Source organism: Nitrospira japonica, assembly GCF_900169565.1.
GTDB lineage: Bacteria > Nitrospirota > Nitrospiria > Nitrospirales > Nitrospiraceae > Nitrospira_C > Nitrospira_C japonica_A.
Genome location: NZ_LT828648.1, coordinates 1,535,858 through 1,555,867 on the forward strand (window position 1 = coordinate 1,535,858; position 20,010 = coordinate 1,555,867).

Sequence of the window (20,010 nt, forward strand, 5' to 3'; positions counted from 1 at the left end):
ATCCCTCTCGCCGGTAGATTCAGCGAGAGTCCGTGAGCGTTTTACGAAGTTCCGCGACGGTCCGTTCGTCGATCCCGGATTCTCTCAGGGCGTCGTCGCTGGCTGCCGCCACCCGCTCGACGCTGCCGAATCGTTTGAGCAGGCGGGCGCGTCTGATCTCGCCGATTCCGATGATCTGATCCAATTTCGAAGAAAGAAGCGCCTTGCCCCGCAGCGTGCGATGGAAGGACACCGCGAAGCGGTGCGCTTCGTCGCGAATCCGCTGCAGTAGATGGGTGGCAGGCGATTGTCCTCTCAAGGGGATCGGGTTTTTCCGTCCCGCCAGGAAGACGCGCTCGTCCTTTTCACCGCGCGCCTTCGCCAGCCCGATCACGGGAAGATGGCCTTCTCCGACCTGCCTGAGCCCTTCGATGGCGGCGGCCAACTGGCCGAGCCCGCCGTCGATGAGAACAAGATCCGGCCGTGCCAAGCCTTCCATGCCGCCGTACCGACGGGAGACGGCCTCTTGAATGCTGGCGAAGTCGTTGGCTCCCTCGACCGTGGCGATTTTGAATTTCCGATAATCGGCCTTCTTCATAGTGCCGTCTTCCCATACGACCATCGAGGCGACGGATTGGGCGCCCATGGTATTGGAAATGTCGAAGCCCTCGATGCGGCGGGGAGCACGGTCGAGCCGAAACAGGCGCCGGAGTTCCTCGCCCGCCTGACGGTCGATGGCCTCGTCTCGCAAATGGTCGGCCGCCGCCGCCGCCGCGTTTTCCTCCGCCAGTTTGACCAACTGATGTTTTGTGCCACGCTCCGGCACGAGCACTCGCACGCTATCCCCGCGCTTTTCGGACAGCCATCGGGTGATCAAGTCGACGTCCGGAATGTCCGCCGGCACCAGCAATTCGGCCGGCGGCTGGCCGTCCTTGTTATAAAATTGTTCGACGGCGGCGACCACCAATTCGTCGTCGGGCGTATCGGCGGCGCTGGGCCAGAAAAAGTCTTTGCGCCCGATCAGGAGTCCGCCCCGCACGAACAGGAGCTGAAGGTCGACTGCCGCGCCCAGCCGCGCGATGCCGATGACGTCCTGATCGACCGATGCGGTCTGCGTGATTCGTTGCCGCTCCAGGGTCCGCTCGATCTTGAACATGCGGTCGCGCAGCCGCGCCGCCTCTTCGAAGTCCTCCCGTTCCGCCGCGGCCTCCATGCCCGCGCGAAGCTCGTCCAATAATTCGCGGTCGCGCCCCTCCAGGAACTGGCGCACCTGCTTGACGATCTCGTGGTACTCGTCCCTGGATTGATTGCCGGTGCAGGGAGCCATGCAGCGCTTGATCTCGAATTCGATGCAGGCGCGTTCCGCCTTCCCGTCGATCTCGATGCTGCACGTGGCCAAGGGAAACACTTTCTTGATGACTTTCAACGTCTCCCGCAATGCGCCGGCCGGGGTATAGGGGCCGTAATACAACGCCCCGTCCCGCTGCACCCGACGGACGATGGAAAGGCGGGGGAAATCTTCTTTGACCGGCAGTCGGAGGTAGGGATACTGCTTGTCGTCGCGGAGCACCACGTTGAATCGCGGCCGGTGGCGTTTGACGAGGTTGCTCTCAAGGATCAGCGCTTCGAGTTCGGAGCGCGTCACCATAATTTCGAGATCGGCGATCAGGCTGACCAGCAGGGAGGTCTTGGGAGAATGGTTGCCGCCCTTCTGAAAATACGAGCGCACGCGATCGGCCAGCACGGCGGCCTTTCCGATATACACCACGTCACCCGCGGCGTCTTTGAACAGGTAGACGCCCGGCTGGTTCGGCAGGCGGGCCAGCTTGGCTTGAAGATCGGCTGACAAGACCATGGAAGTCGGCTGTCCCGGATAATCCCAGGACGTCAGTCATTGTAACGAGCGGAAGAAATGCGACGCAACCGCCCGAGGCGAGGAGCGAAGCCGATCACTTCCCGCGCTTGGCGCGAAGCTCCCGCAGGAACGAGGCACTGAGTGTGCCTCTGGCCACTTCGGCCACCGGGCCCTTCATGGTGAGGCTGAAGTCCTGCGCGACCTCGATCGTGAGCGCGCCGCCCGGCATCTTGACCGTCACCGGAGAGCGCACGAGCCCGAGTCTGACTGCGGCGGAAGCCGCCGCGCAGGATGAGGAACCGGACGCTTGCGTTTCTCCCGCGCCCCGCTCCCAAATCAGGATGAAGAGTTCGGCGGGGCCGGTGGGAACGGCCAGTTGCACGTTGGTCCGCTTGGGAAAGATCGCATGATTCTCCAGCGCCGGCCCCAGCGCAAGGAGGTCTTCGCGTGACCAGGATTCGCCTGAGGGTTTGAGGACGACGCAATGGGGATTGCCGACGCTGACTCCCGTGAATCGAAGCGAACGCCCGGCCGCATCGATCGGTTCCCGGAGTAATTCGTCGACGCGCAGCGTACAGGGAAGCGCAGCGGGATCGAACGTGGCCCGCCCCATCTCGACGGTGGCGGACGCGGCGTCCCCGTGGCGGTCGAGATGCAAGGCGATGCTCACGAGCCCACCCTTCGTGTCCACCGTGAACCGGGTTTTTTTCGTCCGCCCGGTCGCGTGGAGGTAGCGGGAGAAAATGCGGAGGCCGTTGCCCGATTTTTCCGCTTCGCTGCCGTCGGGATTGAAAATGCGAAGACCGAAATCGGCCCGCTTCGTCGGAACGATGGCCAAAATTCCGTCGCTGCCGAGTCCCCAGTTACGGTCGCATATCCGTTTGATCGAAGCAGGCGTCAGGGAGAAGGTCAACTCCTTGGGGTCCATGACGAGGTAATCGTTCCCCAGCCCGTGCCCCCGAAAAAATCCGTTCTTCATGCAACGTTCCTTTCTCGTCTGCCGTCGTTCGTGAAGCGCGGGAACAATACGTTGTCACTGCGGAATACGTCAATGGGGAGGCGCGGTCTCCGGCCGTCCGGCAAGGGCCGCAGCGAGGAGACTGTCGCCCCTCCGATCGGCGACGGTTCCGTTGCCGTCGGAAACCGGGACAGGCACCGGCTGCGCCAGAGCCAGTCCCCCGTGAGTCCCTGAGCGACGCGGGAACGAAGCCGGCGGACTTTTCAACAGCCTGCTAGACGATCGTCACGCCGTTCGGACGCTCGATCAGTTCGATCTCATAGCCGTCCGGAGCGTCAATGAAGATGAACCGGCTGCCCGACGACGTCGTCGTGGGCCCGTCGGTAATGGGGACACCCTTGGCGCCGAGCGCGACGATGGTGTCGTCGAGGTTCTCGACTTGGAAGGCCAGGTGGACAAGATCTTCCTGCACCCGCACGGGGCCGCTGGGCGGGAAGCTGGTCAGTTCGATCAGTTCATCGCTGTTGGGCACCTTCAAGAAGGCTAGTTGCGATCCCCGGGGGGAGGTCTTTCGTTCCAGTACGTCCAACCCCAGGACCTCCGTATAGAACCGGATCGTCCTGTCCAGGTCAGTGACGCGCATTCGGGTGTGGAGAAATTTGGCGACGCGCATGGTTCGTTCCTTTACTCCCGCATCGAGGGACCGCTGGTTTTTCTGAGGAGCATTTCGGCGGATCCGGGGATGAGCAGATCGGGGATCGCGCCGATTTCCTGATAGCCGTGCTTCCGGTAGAACCGGCGGGCCGGCTCGTTGAAGTCCGAGACACAGATGAAAAGATTCTTGGCCCGCGCAAAGACGAGGGATTCGACGTACGCCAGCAACCGGCCTCCGAGCCCCCGGCTCCTGGCGGCTTCCGCGACGCCGAAGAGTTCCAGATAGTCGCCGAGAAGAAACTTTTGCCGGACGACGGCGACACCGGCGGCGAGGCCGTCCTGATCCACCACGTAACTGTCGCGTCCCTGCGGCAGGGGAGCGAAATACCGGTTCCAATCGGCGGCGGTATGCCCCAAACGTTTCCACGGCTGGGAGGCGAGCAACAGGCGGATAACGGGCTCGCGGTCTTCCGGCCTCATGATCCTGATGGGTGGGAACCTCACGGAGCTGGCGGTTGGCATGAGAGGACCTCGCTGACCGTCATCGGCGTCAAATGTCGTTGCGGCAACAGGTGCTCGTGCAGACGCGTGACGACGTCGTAGGTATGCGCGCCCTTGCCGTTGGCGTGCATGACGATGATGCTGCCCTGCTTGGTGAGTCGAGAGAGTCGTGTTTCGATCTGGGCCGCGGACAGGGCCGGATCGGGATCGCCGGACACGACGCTCCACAGCACGAATCGAAGGCCCAGCGCCTTCACGAGGTCCACCGTTTCAGTGTTGTATTCGCCGTAAGGCGGCCGAAACAGGGGGGCCTGCCGGTTGTATTTCGTCCTCAAGAGGGCGACGGGGCCGAGAATCTCCTGTTTCTGGGATTCAGACGAATGCGCCGGGAGATGGGCATGGACCTGCCCGTGCGTGCCGACTTCGAAAAACGGGACCGTGAGCAGTTCTTTGACCCGATCGTCGTGTTTTGCCATCCAGGTGCCGGACATGAAAAATGTGGCGGCGATGCGGTGTTCGATCAAATAGTCGACCAGCCGTTGATCGTAGCCGCTGCCTCCGCGAACCGGGCAGAGGTCGAAGGTCAGCGCAACTCCCGGACAGGAGGCCGGCCCGGAGGTGATCACCTGCGCGAAGGCGGGTCCGACGGCCAAAAGAACCAGCGTCGGGACGAGGACCGCTCGGACACAGGCGGCAAGTGTCAACATGTCCGTGAGTATACCCGAACGGGTGAGAGTTGACGCCGGAATTCTCCCGCTGATACCGTGACGGCATGTCCATGCCCGCCATCGAAATCGGCCGCGCCCTCGGCATCCCGATCCGCGTCCATATGTCGTGGTTCCTGGTCTTCATGTTCGTGAGCTGGACGCTCGCGACCGGGTATCTGCCCGAGGCCCTGCCGGGCCTCTCCGGTCAACGGTATTGGGGCATGGGCGCCGCGGCCGCGCTGCTGTTATTCCTTTCCGTACTCCTGCACGAACTTGGTCATTCGTACGTGGCCCAGCGGTATCAGATTCCGATCGGACAGATTACGTTGTTCATCTTCGGCGGGGTCGCGCACATGGGGAAAGAGCCGCCGAGCCCGCGCGCGGAATTTCTCATCGCCATTGCCGGCCCCGTCGTCAGCCTTGTGCTGGGCTTGTTGTGTCTGGGAGGGACGATCCTCGCGGAGTCGGTGCTTCATCTTTCCGGCACGCAGGGGTTCGTCGTGCTCGGAGGATTGCTGGGCATCGTCAACGTCAATCTGGGCTTGTTCAATCTCATTCCAGGCTTTCCCCTGGACGGAGGACGGGTGCTGCGAGCCGGCCTGTGGGCTTGGGGAAAAAACTTCCACCGGGCGACCGGACAGGCCGCCACGGTCGGATTTCTGTTCGGGATCGTGCTTGCCGGGTTCGGCGCGTTGGTGGTCGGGGGAACCGTTGCCGGCGCGTTGGATCCCTCCCTGGCCGGCAACGGCGGCTGGCTGTTGTTCATCGGCGCGTTTCTGGGCGGCGCGGCTTGGAGCGCGCGCCGCCAGGTCGGGCTCCGCATCGTGCTCGACACCACGATGGTCCGCGACGTGATGATCCGCAACGTCGTGTCGGTTTCTCCGACCCTCTCCGTGCAGGGTGCCGTGGACGACTTTTTCGTCGCCTACGGATTCAGCGGATTTCCCGTGACGGAGGACGACCGGATCGTCGGCATCGTGACGACGGACGACGTGCAGGCCGTCCCGCAGGGGTTGTGGGCCTGGAAAACCGTTCTCGACATCATGCGTCCATCGACGGAAGCGCTCTTCATTCCTGCCGACTGGTCGGTCAGGCTGGCGCTGGATCGGATGATTCAGGAGGGCTGGGATCGGCTGATCGTGACGGAGGACGGCAAGCCGGTTGGGCTGATTACCCGGTCGTCAGTCGCGCGGTTCCTTCAATTGCGAAAAGCGTGACGACAGTAGCGAGGATGGCCCTCGCCATCAGTCCGCTCGGGCGGCTGAAATGTTCTGCGCGATCGCGATGCGGATCAGGTGCACGACGAGGAGGAATCCGTAGACGACGCAGAAGAATTTGAACGTCACCCGGTAGAAATCCATGAGGAGGACCGGAAGACAGAGGGCAAAGATCAGGCTGGCGATCAACGTGGCGAACGTGAGCCGCCGGCAGAATTCATACGACGCTTCCTTGCCGATCGGTTTCAGGGCCTTGGCATAGCGCTCCGCGCGCTGCAGACGGGCGTCCTTCAACGCCGCGTTGCTCGGCCCCCAATACCGCAGCCGAAAATATCCACACGTGATGAGCACCCAGGGCATGGCCCACAACGGCCAGTAGACGGAACCCTGATAGAGTTCGCTGCTCAGCAGGGTGGCGAACGACGGCGCGTAGATGAGTCCCAGGATCAACGGCAGAATCCGCTCGTCCCTCGGACGTTCCCCGTCCGATCCGCCATGGATGAGTTCGCGTTCGAACAGCGGATAGCCGTACTTCAGGACGACCAAGGCGATGGCGGCGCTCATGGTCTTATCCGGCACGTAGCGAACCCAGTTCTGGAACCAATTGACGACCCACCAGCTGATGCTTTCCGCCCAGGTCAGACCAAAGAGCGATTCGATGTATTCGTGCGCCGTCTGCTCCCATAGCAGAACCCTCGCGCTGAGGGTCTCCGCGACCTCCGGATTGAGGGCAAACGCCGCATGTTCCTGCAGCGCCGCCTGGACGAACGTGCCGGGGAGACTCATCACGGCCGCACCGCCGACGCCGAAAATATAGAGGAACCAGGCGTGAGACAAGGCTGAGCTTTTCCCGGTTCTCAGGTATTTGCGAAAGCCCGCCCGCCTTGCCATCCAGCCCCAATAGAACGCGCCCGTCATGCTCACCAGCGACCAGGGGAAAATCACGACGTCCGCCCCGGCTTCCGGATAGAGCAGCCAGTTAACGATCGAATTCGACATGAGCGCCGCAATGGCGCCCCACCAGGGTCCGAGAAGAAACGCCACCAGCGCCGTCCCCGTCATGTCCAGGAAAAGGATACTCTCCAGATGCCGGCTCAAGGTGAGGCCGACGTAGTTCAGCAGAAGTCCCGCCGCCACGATGACGCCGGTCTCATACATCAACAGATAGGACGTGCCCCGGAGCGGCTTGGCCGAAAAAAAATCGATCGTCGGCGCCGCATCGGACCAGGATTTTCCCGCGGGCGGGGCAGCGCTCTTGGACTCTTTTCCGGTCTTCAGCCGGTTCTGGATGTCCAGAAGTTTTTCCATCAGGGTCAGCATTGCCACCACGAACCCCGCGATGGTGCCCCCCAGCATCATGAATTCTTTTCCGAAGTCCTCGGACATGCCGAATCCCCTCCGTCGTGTGGACCATTCTAGCCAGGAAGCCGACCCCTCGCCAGAAAAAGACCACAAGCCGACAGCGGCGGCGGCCCGCGGGACTCAGATTGTAGAGGACGATGGATTGGCCGCGGCGGGCCCGACCGTCTGAAGCCGCGGCTGCAGCGACCGCGCGACGACCGCTCCGAACAGGAAAAGGCTGGCCGAATAATACAGCCACAGCAACAGCAGGACGACTTCGAGGAGGGACCCGTACAGGTCTGTATAGACCGTGGCATAGTCCCGGTAGGTCACGAAGATCAGTTTGGCGGAAACCCAGAGCAGACTGAAGGTCAGCGCGCCGATCATGGCCTCGCGCCAGGCTGGGCGGCGGCGCGGGACGTACCGATAGACTACAGTCACCGTGAGAAAGGCGAGGGCGAACGGCAGCGTATAGGTCAGGAAAAAGTCGTGCGCCGCCAAGGCCAGGAAATCCAAACCCCAGAGGCGCGGCGCGTTGGCGACCAGGATGTTTACCGACTGGGTGGCCACGTAGGACACGATGAGCAACAGGCTGGCCGCTCCGAGCAAGGCCACCGAGATGACGATGGAAATGAGCGGGTGACGCTGTCTGGTGCTGTCGAAGACGACGTTGAGCGTGTAGTCGAGCTCATAGAACACCAGAGTGCCGAACCACGCAAAGGACAGGAAAACCAGCCAACGAACCGTTTCCATCTCGGCCACCCGCTGCAGCTCTTCAGCCAGCCGTGCGCCGAGAATGGGCAGGAAGCCCTTCAGAAAACTCAGGAGAACCTGGCCGCCGATCACATCGTGGCTCACGACGAAGCTGACGCCGTAAAGCAGCAGGAAGACGAGCGGAAACAGGGAGAGAAGCGAAAAAAATGCCAGGGACGCGGCAAGGCTACCGCATCCGTGCCGGAGAAACGACCGTATGAGACTGCCGATCAGAGGCAAGATGGTCATGGCGGACTCGCAACCGGAGGGATTGATTCACCCTAGCACGAGCGGGTGGTCCTTCGCACGAACGGAATCTTGCAGGTGCTTACTTGAGAGAGAGGACCGATTGCAGCGCCAGGCTCGCGAGTGTGCTGGGGAAGAGCCCGAAGATGATGACGCCCGCCACGGCAAAGGCCAGCACGACGGACAGGGCCGGGGAAGGAAGCAGGCGGGGCGGCTCGGCGGTGGTGGGTTCCGGCTCGCGCATGTACATGACCATCACCACCCGCATGTAATAGTAGGCGGACACGGCGGCAAAAATCACGGCCACCACGGCGAGCCACGTCAATCCCGCCTCCACGGCGGCCATGAAGACGTAGAACTTTCCGATGAATCCGGCCGTCGGCGGAATGCCGGCGAGAGAAACCATGAAGACGAGCATCAGGAATCCGGCCAGTGGCTGGCGTTTGGCCAGGCCGGCGAAGTCCTCGATGTTTTCGCTTTCGAGGCCTCCCCGACGGAACAGGCCGATCATCGCGAAGGCCCCGAGGGTCATGAAGGCATAGACGACGAGGTACAACATGACCGCGGCGAGCCCTGAGGCGCCGCCCGATTCGCCGGCTCCGCGCGCGGCGGCCACCACACCGATCAGCGCATAGCCGGCATGGGCGATGCTGGAGTAGGCCAGCATCCGCTTGATGTTGGTCTGGACGATGGCCACGACGTTGCCCAAGATGAGCGTAGCCAGACAGAGAATCACGAAGAGTCCTGACCAGTCGGCTTTCAACCCGCCGAGACCTTCCACGAAGACCCGGAGGAAGGCGGCGAAGCTCGCGGCTTTCGAGGCGACCGCCATGAAGGCGGTGACCGAGGTCGGAGCCCCCTGATAGACGTCCGGGGTCCACATGTGGAACGGCACCACGGCCAGTTTGAACCCGAAGCCGACGGTGAGCAGCACGGTCGCAATCATGAGCAACGGATCCTCGAACCCTCTGCTTCCGATCGCGCCGGCGATGGCCGCCAGTTTGGTGCCGCCGGTCGCTCCATACAGCAGGGAAATGCCGTATAGCAGCAGGCCGGAGGAGAACGCGCCCAGGACGAAATACTTGGCGGAAGCCTCCAGCGACCGGGGCGACGACCGTTTGAGCCCCGCCATCACATAGAGCGACAGCGACATCAACTCCGTTCCCAGATAGATGGTCAGCAGATCGGCACCCGACACCATGACCAGCATGCCGGACAGCGAAAGCAGCATGAAGCCGTAATACTCTCCGAGGTGGAGTCGCTCGACTTTCAGATAGGGCATCGACATCAAAATCGTCAGCCCCGTCACGACGTACAGGAGAAGTTTCCAGAAGCGGGCGTAGGCGTCCACGACGACCAGGTCGTTGAAGGCGAACACGCGCAGGTTCAGCGTGCCGATCTGTCCGCCCGTCAACCCGATGCAGAGGGCCAGCGCTCCCAGGCTGATCCAGGCGAGCCATTCTTTCTTCGACGCCTCGGTCAGCGGATCGAGCACCAGAATGAGACAGGCCGCCCCGATCACGATGAGTTCGGGAAGGATGACGAGCAGATCGGGACCAAACGACGTCATCGTAGAGGGGCCTCCTCGGTCCTCATCTTCACGGCGGTGACCGGGGCGGGCGCCGGTGCCGACGCGGAAGGATGGGTTGCCGGAGCGACCTTCGTCCGCGCCATCACGTCCAAGGTCTTTGTCACGCTCGCGTGCATGCGGCTGACGAGAGGATTCGGATATACGCCGATCCAGAAGACCAGCACGACCAGCGAGGCAAGGGTGGCAAACTCGCGACGATTCACGTCGATGAGCTTCGGCAGTTGCGCCGGCGACGGAACCCCGAATGCGACACGCTGCACCATCCAGAGCATATAGACGGCCGCGAGGATGATGCCGAGCGCGGCGAGGACGGTGGCCGCCTTGCTCCAGAGCACTGTCCCGACCAGCACGAGGAATTCGCCCACGAAGCTGTTGGTGCCCGGCAGGCCGAGCGAGGACAGCGAAAAGATCACGAGCAGAGTCGCGTATTGCGGCATCGGTTTCGCCAAACCGGCATTGTCGGCGATCAGCCGGCTGTGCGTCCGTTCGTAGATGATGCCGACGCAGAGGAACAGGCCGCCGGTGGTAATGCCGTGGTTGACCATTTGCAGAACGGCTCCCTCGATCCCCTGCTGATTCAGCACGAAGATGCCGAGCGTGACGAATCCCATGTGGCTGACGCTGGAATAGGCGATCAGTTTCTTGAGATCGGCCTGCGCCAGTGCCATGTAGGCGCCATAGATGATCGCGACGATCGACAGCAGCACCATCAACGGCGTGAAGTCGCGGGAGGCATCGGGCAGCATCGGCAGACTGAACCGGAGAAATCCGTACGTGCCCATCTTCAGGAGCACGCTGGCGAGGATGACGCTGCCTGCCGTCGGCGCCTCCACGTGGGCGTCCGGCAGCCACGTATGGAACGGGAACATCGGCACTTTCACCGCGAAGGCGGCGAAGAACGCAAGGAAGAGCCAGACCTGAAGCGAGGCCGGATAGGTCACCTGGCTGAGGGCAAGGATGTCGAACGTGCGCCCGCCGTAGAAATACAGGACGAGGATGGCGACGAGGAGCAGCAGGCTGCCCGCCAGTGTATAGAGGAAGAACTTGATGGCGGCATACAGGCGATTGGGCCCGCCCCACACGCCGATCAGCAGGTACATCGGGATCAACATGGCTTCCCAGAACACGTAGAACAGCACGAAGTCGAGCGCGGCGAAGACGCCGATCATCGCGGTTTCCATGATCAGCAGCATCGCCATGAAGCCGCGGATCCGCGTGGTGACGGACGCCCAGGATGCCAGGACGCAAAGCGGCATCAGCGCGGCGGTCATGAGCACCAGCGGAAGGCTGATGCCGTCGAGGCCGAGGCTGTAGTGGATCGGAGGAGTCGTAATCCAGGTCACGTGTTCGACGAATTGCATCTGGCTCGACTGCGCGTCGAAACGCCACCAGAGCGGCAGCGCCGCCGCGAAATTCGCCAGTGTGGTCCCCTGGGCGACCCATTTCACGCTCTCGTCCTTGACCAGGCAAAGCGCGGCCGCTCCGGCCAGTGGCAGGAATATCAGGAAGGTGAGCCAGGGAAAATCAGTCATCACAAATCATGCGCCGTCGAAGCCCGCTGCTCGGCGGCGGTCCTTCTACCACATCAGAAATACGGTCACCATCACGACGACGCCCAGCGCCATGCCCAGCGCATAGTGTTGGGTCTGTCCGCTCTGAATGAGCCGCAGCATCCACCCGCCCCAGGCGACGCCCCGGCCCATGCCGTTGACCGCGCCGTCGATGACATCGACGTCCACTCGTTTCCACAGTTCTCGCGCGGCGGTGAACGTCGGCCTGACGATCGCCCGGTCATAGACTTCGTCGACGTACCATTTATTGAGAGACAGCTGATAGAGGGATGCCCATTGCCTTGCCCATCGATCCGGAAGCGCCGGGTTGGCGACGTAGACGTAATAAGCCCCGGCGATGCCGACTATGCCGGTCAGGGTGGCGGTCAGCATGATGGCCAGCGCCGCGCCGCCGTGATGGTCCTCGGCCGCGCCTCCGGCGAACATCGGTTCAAGGAAGGCCGGAATGCCGAAATACCCGGCCGCGATGCTGCACACCGCCAGAATCACCAGCGGGATCGTCATGGTCGGCGACGGTTCGTGGACGTGCGATGCGTGATGGGGGTCGACGTGCGAAGGTCCCCAGAATGTCACGAAGACCAAACGAAAGCTGTAAAACGCCGTCAGCAGGGCCGTCAACAGTCCGAGGACCGTGAGCAGCTGTCCCAGCGGACCGGCGTTCCACGCGGATATCAGCAGCGCGTCTTTGCTGAAAAACCCGGCGGTGAGGGGAAATCCGGCCAAGGCCAGGGAGCCGATCAGGAACGTCCAGTAGGTGACGGGCAGTTTGTCTTTGAGGCCGCCCATATGCCGCATGTCCTGCTCGTGATGGAGTGCGATGATGACCGAGCCGCAGCCCAGGAAGAGCAGCGCCTTGAACGCACCGTGAGTGAGGAGATGGTACATGCCGGCCGCGTAGGCGCCCAGGCCGCAGGCCATCATCATGTACCCGAGTTGGCTCATCGTCGAATAGGCCACGACCCGCTTGATGTCGGTCTGGGTGAGAGCGATCGTCGCCCCCAACACCATCGTCATCCCCCCGACGATGGCTACGACGGTGCCGGCCATGGGAGCCAGGTCGTACAGCGGAGCCAGGCGCGCCACCATGAACACCCCCGCCGTCACCATCGTGGCTGCGTGGATCAGGGCGGAGATGGGCGTCGGTCCTTCCATCGCGTCCGGCAACCAGACGTGCAGGGGGACCTGCGCCGACTTGCCGACCGCGCCGACGAACAGCAGCAGGCAGATCACCGTCAACACCGGAACGTCCCACTGCCCGCCGAAAGGATGGAGCAGGTTCAGCGTGGCGCCGGACGAATCCTTGGCGCGGGCGAAGACCTCTGCATAGTCGAGCGAGCCGAACGTCAACCAGACCAGGAGCAACCCCAGGATGAATCCGAAATCTCCCACGCGGTTGACGATGAAGGCTTTGGTGGCGGCGGCGCAGGCGGACGCCCGTTCGTACCAGTGGCCGATCAGCAGATAAGAGCAGAGCCCGACCGCTTCCCAGAACACGAACAGCTGCAGGAAGTTGTCGGCCAGGACCAGCATCAACATGGAAAAGGTGAAAAGCGCGATGTAGCTGAAGAAACGGGCGTATCCCGGTTCGCCCGCCATGTAGCCGATCGTGTAGACGTGAACGAGCGTGCTGACGCCCGTCACGAGGATGAGCATGGCGGCGGTGAGCCGGTCGATCGTCAGGCCCAGATGCACGTCGAGCGTACCGGAGGTGAGCCAGGTATACAACGGGAGGGTCGTATGATGACCGCCGCCCACGTTGATCAAGGCGAACAGGGACAGCAGGAACGACACCGCGACCGCCGGCACGGCGACGAAATGCGCCTTCTCCTTGATCCAGTGGCCGCCGAGGCCGAGGAGCAGGAATGAGGCGAACGGCAGAAGTGGAATGAGTTCGTAGGTCATAAAATTGTTAAGAGCGTATAGCCGATAGCATATGGCATATGGTGAAACTTCCGATCCGAGCCCCTGCCATTCGCCATACGCTATTCGCCATCTGCTGAGTTCCTACCATTTCAGCAATTGGAATTCGTCCACGTTGATCGTGGACTTCGACCGGTGCAGCGCGATGATGATGGCCAGTCCCACCGCCACCTCCGCTGCCGCCACGGTCAGGGCGAAAAAGACGAAGACCTGCCCCGCGGCATGGTGAAAGTATTCCGAGAAGGCCACGAAGTTGATGTTCGTGGCGTTCAACATGAGCTCCACGGACAGGAGAATGATGATGATGTTCCGCCTGATCAACACACCGACCAGCCCGGTCAGGAACACCACGCCGCTGAGAATGAGATAGAACGACAGGGGCACGGTCATGATTCCGCCGACTCCGGAAGATCGCGCTTGGCGAGGATGATCGCGCCGATCATGGCGACGAGCAGGATCAGCGAGGCGACTTCGAAGGGGAACAGATACGACGTATAGAGGACGTCTCCGAGTGCTTCGGTATTTCCGAGCCCTTCCACCGCGGCTGTTTCCGCCGAACCGGCTCTGGGGCCGGCCTGTCCCTTCAGCAGGGCCAGGACCGTTCCCTCGATGACCAGGATGCCTCCGACCGCGGCGGCAATGGGCCATTGATGGTGGTACCGTTCGTCGTGCTTGAGGTTCAGGAGCATCACCACGAACAGGTAGAGCACCAGGATCGCTCCTGCGTAGACAATGATCTGCACGGCCGCCAGAAACTCCGCGTGCAACGTCACATAGAGCCCGGCCACGTGAAAAAACATGATCAGCAGGGACAGGGCGCTGTAGATAGGGTTGTGCAGCGCCACGACCAGAATCGAGGTCAGGGCAATGACCAGGGCGAAGTAAAAAAAGAACAAGGATTCCACGTTTACCGTTTCCGCGGCTGTGCCGGCGTCAGTTCGGCTTCTGCGGCACGTGACCGAACGACACGTTGAAAAAGGCCACGTTCGGATGCTGCAGTTCCAGACGCTTTTCCCGGACCGGAAAGGACCGGTCGCCGATCGCGAGCAGCTGCTGCTTGTTGAGATGCAGCTGGCGTTTGTCGTACACCGCCCATTCGAATTCCTGCGACATGCCGAGGGCGTCGACCGGACAGGCTTTCACGCACATGCCGCAGAACAGGCAGCGGGTCATGTCCATGTAATATTCTTTGGAATAGCGTTTGGTGGGCTCGCCCGGCACTTCGGCGCTGACGACCCGGATCACTCGCGACGGACAGGCCGCCTCGCACAGATCGCAGCCCACGCATTTTTCCGTCCCGTCGTCGTACCGGAGCAGCCCGAGCATCCCGCGATAGTTGTCGGGAAGCGCCCGCTTTTCATGCGGATATTGGACTGTGATCGGTTTGTAGTGAAGCAGGTGCGACATGGTGGCCTTCATCCCCACGAGGAGCTCGTAGAAGACGATGGTCTTGAGCCACTCGACGAACCGCGATGGGCGTTTGGAGCCGGTTTGAACCGGTGCGGTCGACATCGGTCCCTCGTCAGCCTCGGAAAAAGTACACGGCGATGGATGTCACGACGATGTTCGCGAGCGCGATCGGCAACATCACCTTCCATCCGAATTTCATTAATTGGTCGTAACGAAGCCGCGGCAGGGTGGCGCGCAGCCAGAAGAACAGAAACAGAAACGCATAGGCCTTGACGGTGAACCAGGCGATGTTCTCCGCCCAGGCGAACTGCGGCAGCCCGATCTGCTCAAGGATCGTCCCGGGATAGGGCGCGTTCCATCCGCCCAGAAACATGACGGCCGCGATGCAGGACACGAGCACCATGTTGGCGTATTCGGCGATGAAGAAGAACGCGAACCGCATGCCGCTGTACTCCGTGAAGAATCCCGCCACGAGCTCGCTTTCCGCCTCCGGCAGGTCGAATGGCACGCGGTTGGTCTCGGCCACCGCCGAGATCACATAGACGACGAACGCGAAAATCTGCGGCGCCGGGAACGCGAACACGTACCAATGCCAGAACCCCCCGCTCTGGGCTTCGGCGATCTTCACGAGGCTCAGCGAGCCCGCCAGGATCAGTACGCCCACGATCGCCAGCCCGACGTTGAGTTCGTAGCTGATGACCTGCGCGGCGGAGCGCAGGCCGCCCAGCAGGGAATACTTGCTGTTCGACGCCCACCCGCCCAGGATGATGCCGTATGCGCCGATGGAGGTGAACGCCAGGATGTACAAGATGCCGATATTGATGTCGCTGATGATGAAGGGCTTGACCGTAATTCCGAAGAACTCGAAGGTCTGGCTGGGACCAAACGGGATCACGGCGAAACCGATCAGCGCGGGGACCAGTGCGAGAATCGGTCCCAGAGTGAACATGAGCTTGTTGGCCCCGGCCGGCACGATGTCTTCCTTGAAGAAAAGCTTCAGCCCGTCGGCGATCGGCTGCAACACGCCGTAGGGACCGACTTCCATCGGACCCATGCGGTCCTGCATCCAGCCGAGCACCTTTCGTTCGGCCAACGTCAGGATCATCACCGTCAACAGGACGACGCCCATGACCACGGCGATTTGAGCAAGCGACACGGCGAGACGCACGCTGAGTTCGGTCACGACAACACTCCCTTCTCTTCCTCGACCTTGACGACCGATACGGAGGCCGCCCTGAACGACGGGACCTTCGTCTCCTGATCGATCGTGATTTCACACAATCGGGTGATGTCCTGGGCAAAATGATCGGGAAACCACGCGAATCCCTTCGGAACGCGGTCGAGCAGCTTCACGGTCGCCGTACAGGATCCCCGTTCATTGGACAGCGTGACGCGGTCTCCGGTGCTCACGGTCAACCGGGCCGCGTCGTCGGGATTGAGCCGCAACGTCCCGGTGGCTTCCACCTGGAGCAGGCCCTTCGCCCTGGTGGACAACTTGCCCGAATGGAACAGGCTCTGCACGAGTCCCAGCGTCAGCGCGGCAGCGGGCCGGTTCGCCGGAAGGGGCAGAGTATACCGGTCGGTCAGGTCCTGACGAAACCCCCCTGCGAGATAGCGGCCGAGCGCGTCCTGATTCACCTTGGCCGACACGGGCGTCGGTCCGAGCGGCCCGTATCCTGGAACGACGCCGCGGATTTCCTTCAATAGGTCCTTCGCATCCGCGTATTCCCAGGGAGTCCCGAGCAACAGCGCCAGGGCCGAGAACATTTCCCAATCCGGGCGGCTGTCGCCGACCGGCTCGATCGCGGGACGGACGGCTTGCGCGTGCCCTTCGGCGTTCGTAAAGGTGCCGGCTTTCTCGAGGGAGGAAGCGGCAGGCAGGACGACATGCGCCAACGACGCGGTTTCCGTGAGGAAGAGTTCCTGGCACACGAGGAAGTCCAGTTTCTTGAGCTTGTCCTTCACGCCGAGATGAGCCGGCAGGCTGGCCACCGGATTTTCTCCGGCGATCAGCATGGCCTTGATCCGGCCGGTCCCGGCCTGTTCGATCATGTCCATGAGCGTCGCGCCCGTCTGGTCGGGCGGCGTCCCTTTCCAAACCCGTGAAATCTGCTTTCGGGCCGCCTCGTCCGATACGTCGAGGGCGCCGGGCAGCCATTCCGCCACGGCTCCCATTTCAACGGCGCCCTGGTCGTTATTCTCCTCGGTCAGAGGCGCGAAGCCGCAGCCGGGAGCGGCGGCTTTGCCGAGCAGGAGCAGCAAATCGAGAAGATTCAGGCTCGCGTGGTATCCGCCCGGGCTCCGCAAGAGACCCTGGCCGGCGAGAATGACAACGCGCCGGCCCCGTGCGAGCGCCGCAACGATCTCGGAGAACTGCTGTTGGGAGGCTCCCGTTCCGTCCGCCACGTCCGTCCAGGCGAGCCGGTTGAGTTGCTGGGACAAGGCTGCGACGTAATCCGGCACCTGCGCGCGGAGGCTCGCGTCGACATGATCGCCCTCCAGCGCGGCCTTGAGAAGGCCAAGCACGGCGGCCGGGAATTGTTCCGGTCCCATGCAGAGATGGAGGCGCGACAAATTGGCGATGTTGCTGATCGTATCGATCGCCGGCTGCACCGATTCGATTGTCAGCAGGTCGGCATGGTGCTTCTTCACCGCTTCCTTCACCTTGAGGCCCGTGATCGGATTCGCCTCGGTCAGATTCGTGCCGATCAGAAGCAGGACGTCGGCATGCACGATGTCTTCAAACGCGACCGTCCAGCGGTGCGTGCCCTGGACCCGCTGCATGGCCCGGACGGCGTTGAGATGGCCGTAGCGCGCGCTGCTGTCCACGTTGTTCGTGCCGATGGCGAGGCGCAGGAGCTTCTGGAAGAGATACAGCTCCTCGTTGGTCAGCCGGCCGGAGATCAGTCCGCCCACCGCCTGGGGACCTGATTGGGCCTTGATCTCCATCAGGCGTTGAGCGGTCAGCTGCAGGGCCGCTTCCCACGTGGCTTCGACGAGAACCCCGTTCTGACGGATCAGCGGCTTGGCGAGCCGCTCCGGATTGGCCGCTGCATGGAACCCGAAAAATCCCCTGGCGCAGAGGTCCCCGTTGTTGCGGCCGGCACCCTGAGCCGAATTGACTTCGACGAGCAGATTGTCCTTGGTCTGCACGGTGATTTGGCAGCCGTCTCCGCAGTAGCCGCAGACCGTGTCGGCCCGCTTGAGCATCCAGGGCCGGTATTCGTACATCGACAGCCGGCTCGTGATCGCGCCGACCGGGCAGATCTGGACGCAGCCGCCGCAGAACTCGCAGTCGAGCGGATGCGCCGCGAAGGACTTGATCTCGGTCATGGTGCCGCGGCCCACGGGCGCCAGCGCCTTGACGTCCATCACTTCGTCGCAATAACGGACGCAGCGTAAGCATTGCACGCAGCGGTTCATCTGGGTCTCGATCAGCGGGCTGAAGTATTCCTTCTGGAAAATCCGCTTGGTCTCGGTGAATCGGCTGCCCGTCGCGGTGTATTCGTGGGAAAAGTCCTGGAGGTCGCACTTGCCGCCCTGGTCGCATACCGGACAGTCCAGGGGATGATTGGCAAGAATGAATTCGAGCACTGACTTGTGCGCGTCATGGACGACCGTGGTGGCCGTACGGACGGCCATGCCGTCGGTCGCCACGGTGCTGCACGACGTCTGCAGCTTCGGCATCTTCTCGACTTCCACAAGACACATGCGGCAATTGGCATCCGGCTTCAGCTTGGGGTGATAGCAGAAGTGGGGAATCATGACGCCGACCCGCCGCGCCGCCTCGATGACGAGCGTGCCCTTCGGGACCGTCACGGAGATGCCGTCGATGGTCAGGCGTACGGTGTCGGTGGTGTCAGGCATGGTGTTCGTCGCGCGTCGTTCGTGAAACGTGAAGCGCCCATCCGCTCGGACGGAAGCCGGCGGAACAGCGCCTGCCTTTTGCGAGATACGAGATACGCATCACAGGCGGCATCAGGCTCTCGTCCCCGTCGGGATGGAGCGGATCAGGTTGGCCGCGTCCGCCTCGTGGATCAGCGCCACGTATTCCTGGCGCCAATGCTTCAACGTGCTCATGATGGGCGCAACCTCGGCGTCGCCGAAGGCGCAGACCGTACGGCCCGCGATGTTCTTACACAGATCCGTCAACGTTTCAAGGTCCTGCGCTCTGCCCTGTTTGGCCACGATGCGGCGCATGGTCTGAACCAGCCAGGAACTGCCTTCGCGGCATGGACTGCACTTGCCGCAGGACTCGTGGTAGAAAAATTCCATGAGCCGGAGTGCGGCCCAGACCATGCTGGTTCCCTCTTCCATCACCGTGACGCCGCCCGACCCCAGCATCGAGCCGGCCGCCGCCACCGATTCGAAATCCAGCTTCACGTCGAGGTGGGCCGGTGTCAGAAACGGCGCCGACGCGCCGCCCGGTATGAAGGCTTTGATGGGTTTGTCTCCCCGCATCCCGCCGGCCTGTTCGTAGATGAGCTCGCGAAACGTTACGCCCATGGGCACTTCATAGTTGCCCGGCCGCTTCACGTGGCCGCTGACGCAGAAGATTCTCGTTCCCGTGCTTTTGGGCGGGGAGCCGATCGACGAGAACCATTCGGCGCCGCGGTTCAAGATGTGCGGAAGGTTTGCGAGAGTCTCCACGTTGTTCACGACGGTCGGCTTGTTATACAGCCCGTGCGTTGCCGGAAACGGAGGCTTGACGCGCGGCAGGCCCCGCTTGCCTTCCAAGGATTCGAGCAGCGCGGTCTCCTCGCCGCAAATGTAGGCTCCGGCCCCGCGATGCACCACGATGTCGACGTTGACGCCCGTGCCGAGGATATTCCTGCCGACGTAGCCGGCGGCTTTGGCCTCCTCGATCGCGCGTTCCAGGATTTTGGAGCCCAGCACCATCTCGCCGCGGATATAAATGTAGGTCGATTCGGCCCCGATGGCGTAGCCGGCCAGGACGATGCCTTCCAGGAGCTGGTGTGGATCCCGCTCCATGAGCTGCCGGTCTTTGAACGTACCCGGCTCGCTCTCATCGGCGTTGCAGCACAAATAACGGGGACCCCGGTGATCCTTGGGAAGAAAGCCCCATTTGACTCCTGTGGGGAACCCCGCGCCGCCGCGGCCGCGAAGGCCGGACTTCATCACGATCGCCGTGACGTCGGCCGGCGCGATCTTGCCGAGAGCCTTTCGGATCGCCTGATAGCCGCCCGCCCGCTCGTAGTCCGCGAGCGACCCCGAATATCCGGATTGGGACATATTCTTCAATAAGATCTGTTCGTGTTTCGGCATAAATCGTCGCTGCTGTCGCTG

17 protein-coding genes are annotated in these 20,010 nt (G+C 62.5%); 1 reads left to right on the plus strand and 16 read right to left on the minus strand.

Annotated features, from left to right (window positions below):
- Positions 1–19: 19 nt before the first annotated feature.
- The 5 genes from uvrC to NSJP_RS07365 all read right to left on the minus strand — a co-directional run bounded on the left by uvrC (position 20) and on the right by NSJP_RS07365 (position 4,654).
- Positions 20–1,834 (minus strand): excinuclease ABC subunit UvrC, encoded by a 1,815-nt coding sequence (uvrC, locus tag NSJP_RS07345; protein WP_080886263.1) that lies wholly within the window; start codon positions 1,832–1,834, stop codon positions 20–22.
- Positions 1,835–1,928: 94 nt separating this feature from the next.
- Complete coding sequence (gene dapF, locus NSJP_RS07350) at positions 1,929–2,813, minus strand: diaminopimelate epimerase (protein ID WP_080886264.1); 885 nt, start codon at positions 2,811–2,813, stop codon at positions 1,929–1,931.
- Positions 2,814–3,066: 253 nt separating this feature from the next.
- Positions 3,067–3,465, minus strand: a complete 399-nt coding sequence (locus NSJP_RS07355) for a VOC family protein (RefSeq protein WP_080886265.1) — start codon at positions 3,463–3,465, stop codon at positions 3,067–3,069.
- 11 nt (positions 3,466–3,476) lie between these two features.
- Complete coding sequence (locus tag NSJP_RS07360) at positions 3,477–3,926, minus strand: GNAT family N-acetyltransferase (protein WP_172834222.1); 450 nt, start codon at positions 3,924–3,926, stop codon at positions 3,477–3,479.
- Between the two features lie 20 nt (positions 3,927–3,946).
- Positions 3,947–4,654, minus strand: a complete 708-nt coding sequence (locus NSJP_RS07365; RefSeq protein ID WP_080886267.1) for a polysaccharide deacetylase family protein — start codon at positions 4,652–4,654, stop codon at positions 3,947–3,949.
- A 71-nt stretch (positions 4,655–4,725) separates the two neighbouring features.
- On the opposite strand from NSJP_RS07365, the gene NSJP_RS07370 reads away from it, so the two are divergent.
- Positions 4,726–5,871, plus strand: a complete 1,146-nt coding sequence (locus NSJP_RS07370) for a site-2 protease family protein (protein WP_172834223.1) — start codon at positions 4,726–4,728, stop codon at positions 5,869–5,871.
- Positions 5,872–5,898: 27 nt separating this feature from the next.
- On the opposite strand, the gene NSJP_RS07375 is transcribed toward NSJP_RS07370, so the two are convergent.
- From NSJP_RS07375 to nuoF, 11 genes are all read right to left on the minus strand, one after another.
- Complete coding sequence (locus NSJP_RS07375) at positions 5,899–7,257, minus strand: hypothetical protein (RefSeq protein WP_080886269.1); 1,359 nt, start codon at positions 7,255–7,257, stop codon at positions 5,899–5,901.
- Between the two features lie 96 nt (positions 7,258–7,353).
- Positions 7,354–8,214, minus strand: a complete 861-nt coding sequence (locus NSJP_RS07380; RefSeq protein WP_080886270.1) for a YihY/virulence factor BrkB family protein — start codon at positions 8,212–8,214, stop codon at positions 7,354–7,356.
- A 79-nt stretch (positions 8,215–8,293) separates the two neighbouring features.
- Positions 8,294–9,781, minus strand: coding sequence for an NADH-quinone oxidoreductase subunit N (locus NSJP_RS07385; protein WP_080886271.1), 1,488 nt, complete (start codon positions 9,779–9,781; stop codon positions 8,294–8,296).
- On the minus strand, positions 9,778–11,334 hold the full coding sequence (locus tag NSJP_RS07390; protein WP_080886272.1) for an NADH-quinone oxidoreductase subunit M: 1,557 nt from the start codon (positions 11,332–11,334) through the stop codon (positions 9,778–9,780). The genes NSJP_RS07385 and NSJP_RS07390 overlap by 4 nt, the downstream gene beginning before the upstream one ends.
- Before the next feature lie 45 nt (positions 11,335–11,379).
- Positions 11,380–13,275, minus strand: coding sequence for an NADH-quinone oxidoreductase subunit L (gene nuoL, locus NSJP_RS07395; protein WP_080886273.1), 1,896 nt, complete (start codon positions 13,273–13,275; stop codon positions 11,380–11,382).
- A gap of 102 nt (positions 13,276–13,377) precedes the next feature.
- Positions 13,378–13,683 (minus strand): NADH-quinone oxidoreductase subunit NuoK, encoded by a 306-nt coding sequence (nuoK, locus tag NSJP_RS07400; RefSeq protein WP_080886274.1) that lies wholly within the window; start codon positions 13,681–13,683, stop codon positions 13,378–13,380.
- The gene (locus NSJP_RS07405) at positions 13,680–14,198 is read right to left on the minus strand and encodes an NADH-quinone oxidoreductase subunit J family protein (RefSeq protein ID WP_080886275.1); all 519 of its coding nucleotides are present in this window, start codon (positions 14,196–14,198) and stop codon (positions 13,680–13,682) included. Before NSJP_RS07405 ends, nuoK begins: the two co-directional genes overlap by 4 nt.
- Positions 14,199–14,226: 28 nt before the next feature.
- Positions 14,227–14,805 (minus strand): NADH-quinone oxidoreductase subunit NuoI, encoded by a 579-nt coding sequence (gene nuoI / locus NSJP_RS07410; protein ID WP_080886276.1) that lies wholly within the window; start codon positions 14,803–14,805, stop codon positions 14,227–14,229.
- Positions 14,806–14,815: 10 nt separating this feature from the next.
- A complete protein-coding gene (gene nuoH / locus NSJP_RS07415) occupies positions 14,816–15,886 on the minus strand; it encodes an NADH-quinone oxidoreductase subunit NuoH (RefSeq protein ID WP_080886277.1) in 1,071 nt (356 codons plus the stop codon).
- Positions 15,883–18,570: an NADH-quinone oxidoreductase subunit NuoG gene (gene nuoG / locus NSJP_RS07420; protein WP_080886278.1), complete on the minus strand. Its 2,688-nt coding sequence runs from the start codon at positions 18,568–18,570 to the stop codon at positions 15,883–15,885. The genes nuoH and nuoG overlap by 4 nt, the downstream gene beginning before the upstream one ends.
- 111 nt (positions 18,571–18,681) lie before the next feature.
- A complete protein-coding gene (gene nuoF / locus NSJP_RS07425) occupies positions 18,682–19,989 on the minus strand; it encodes an NADH-quinone oxidoreductase subunit NuoF (RefSeq protein ID WP_080886279.1) in 1,308 nt (435 codons plus the stop codon).
- Positions 19,990–20,010: the final 21 nt, after the last annotated feature.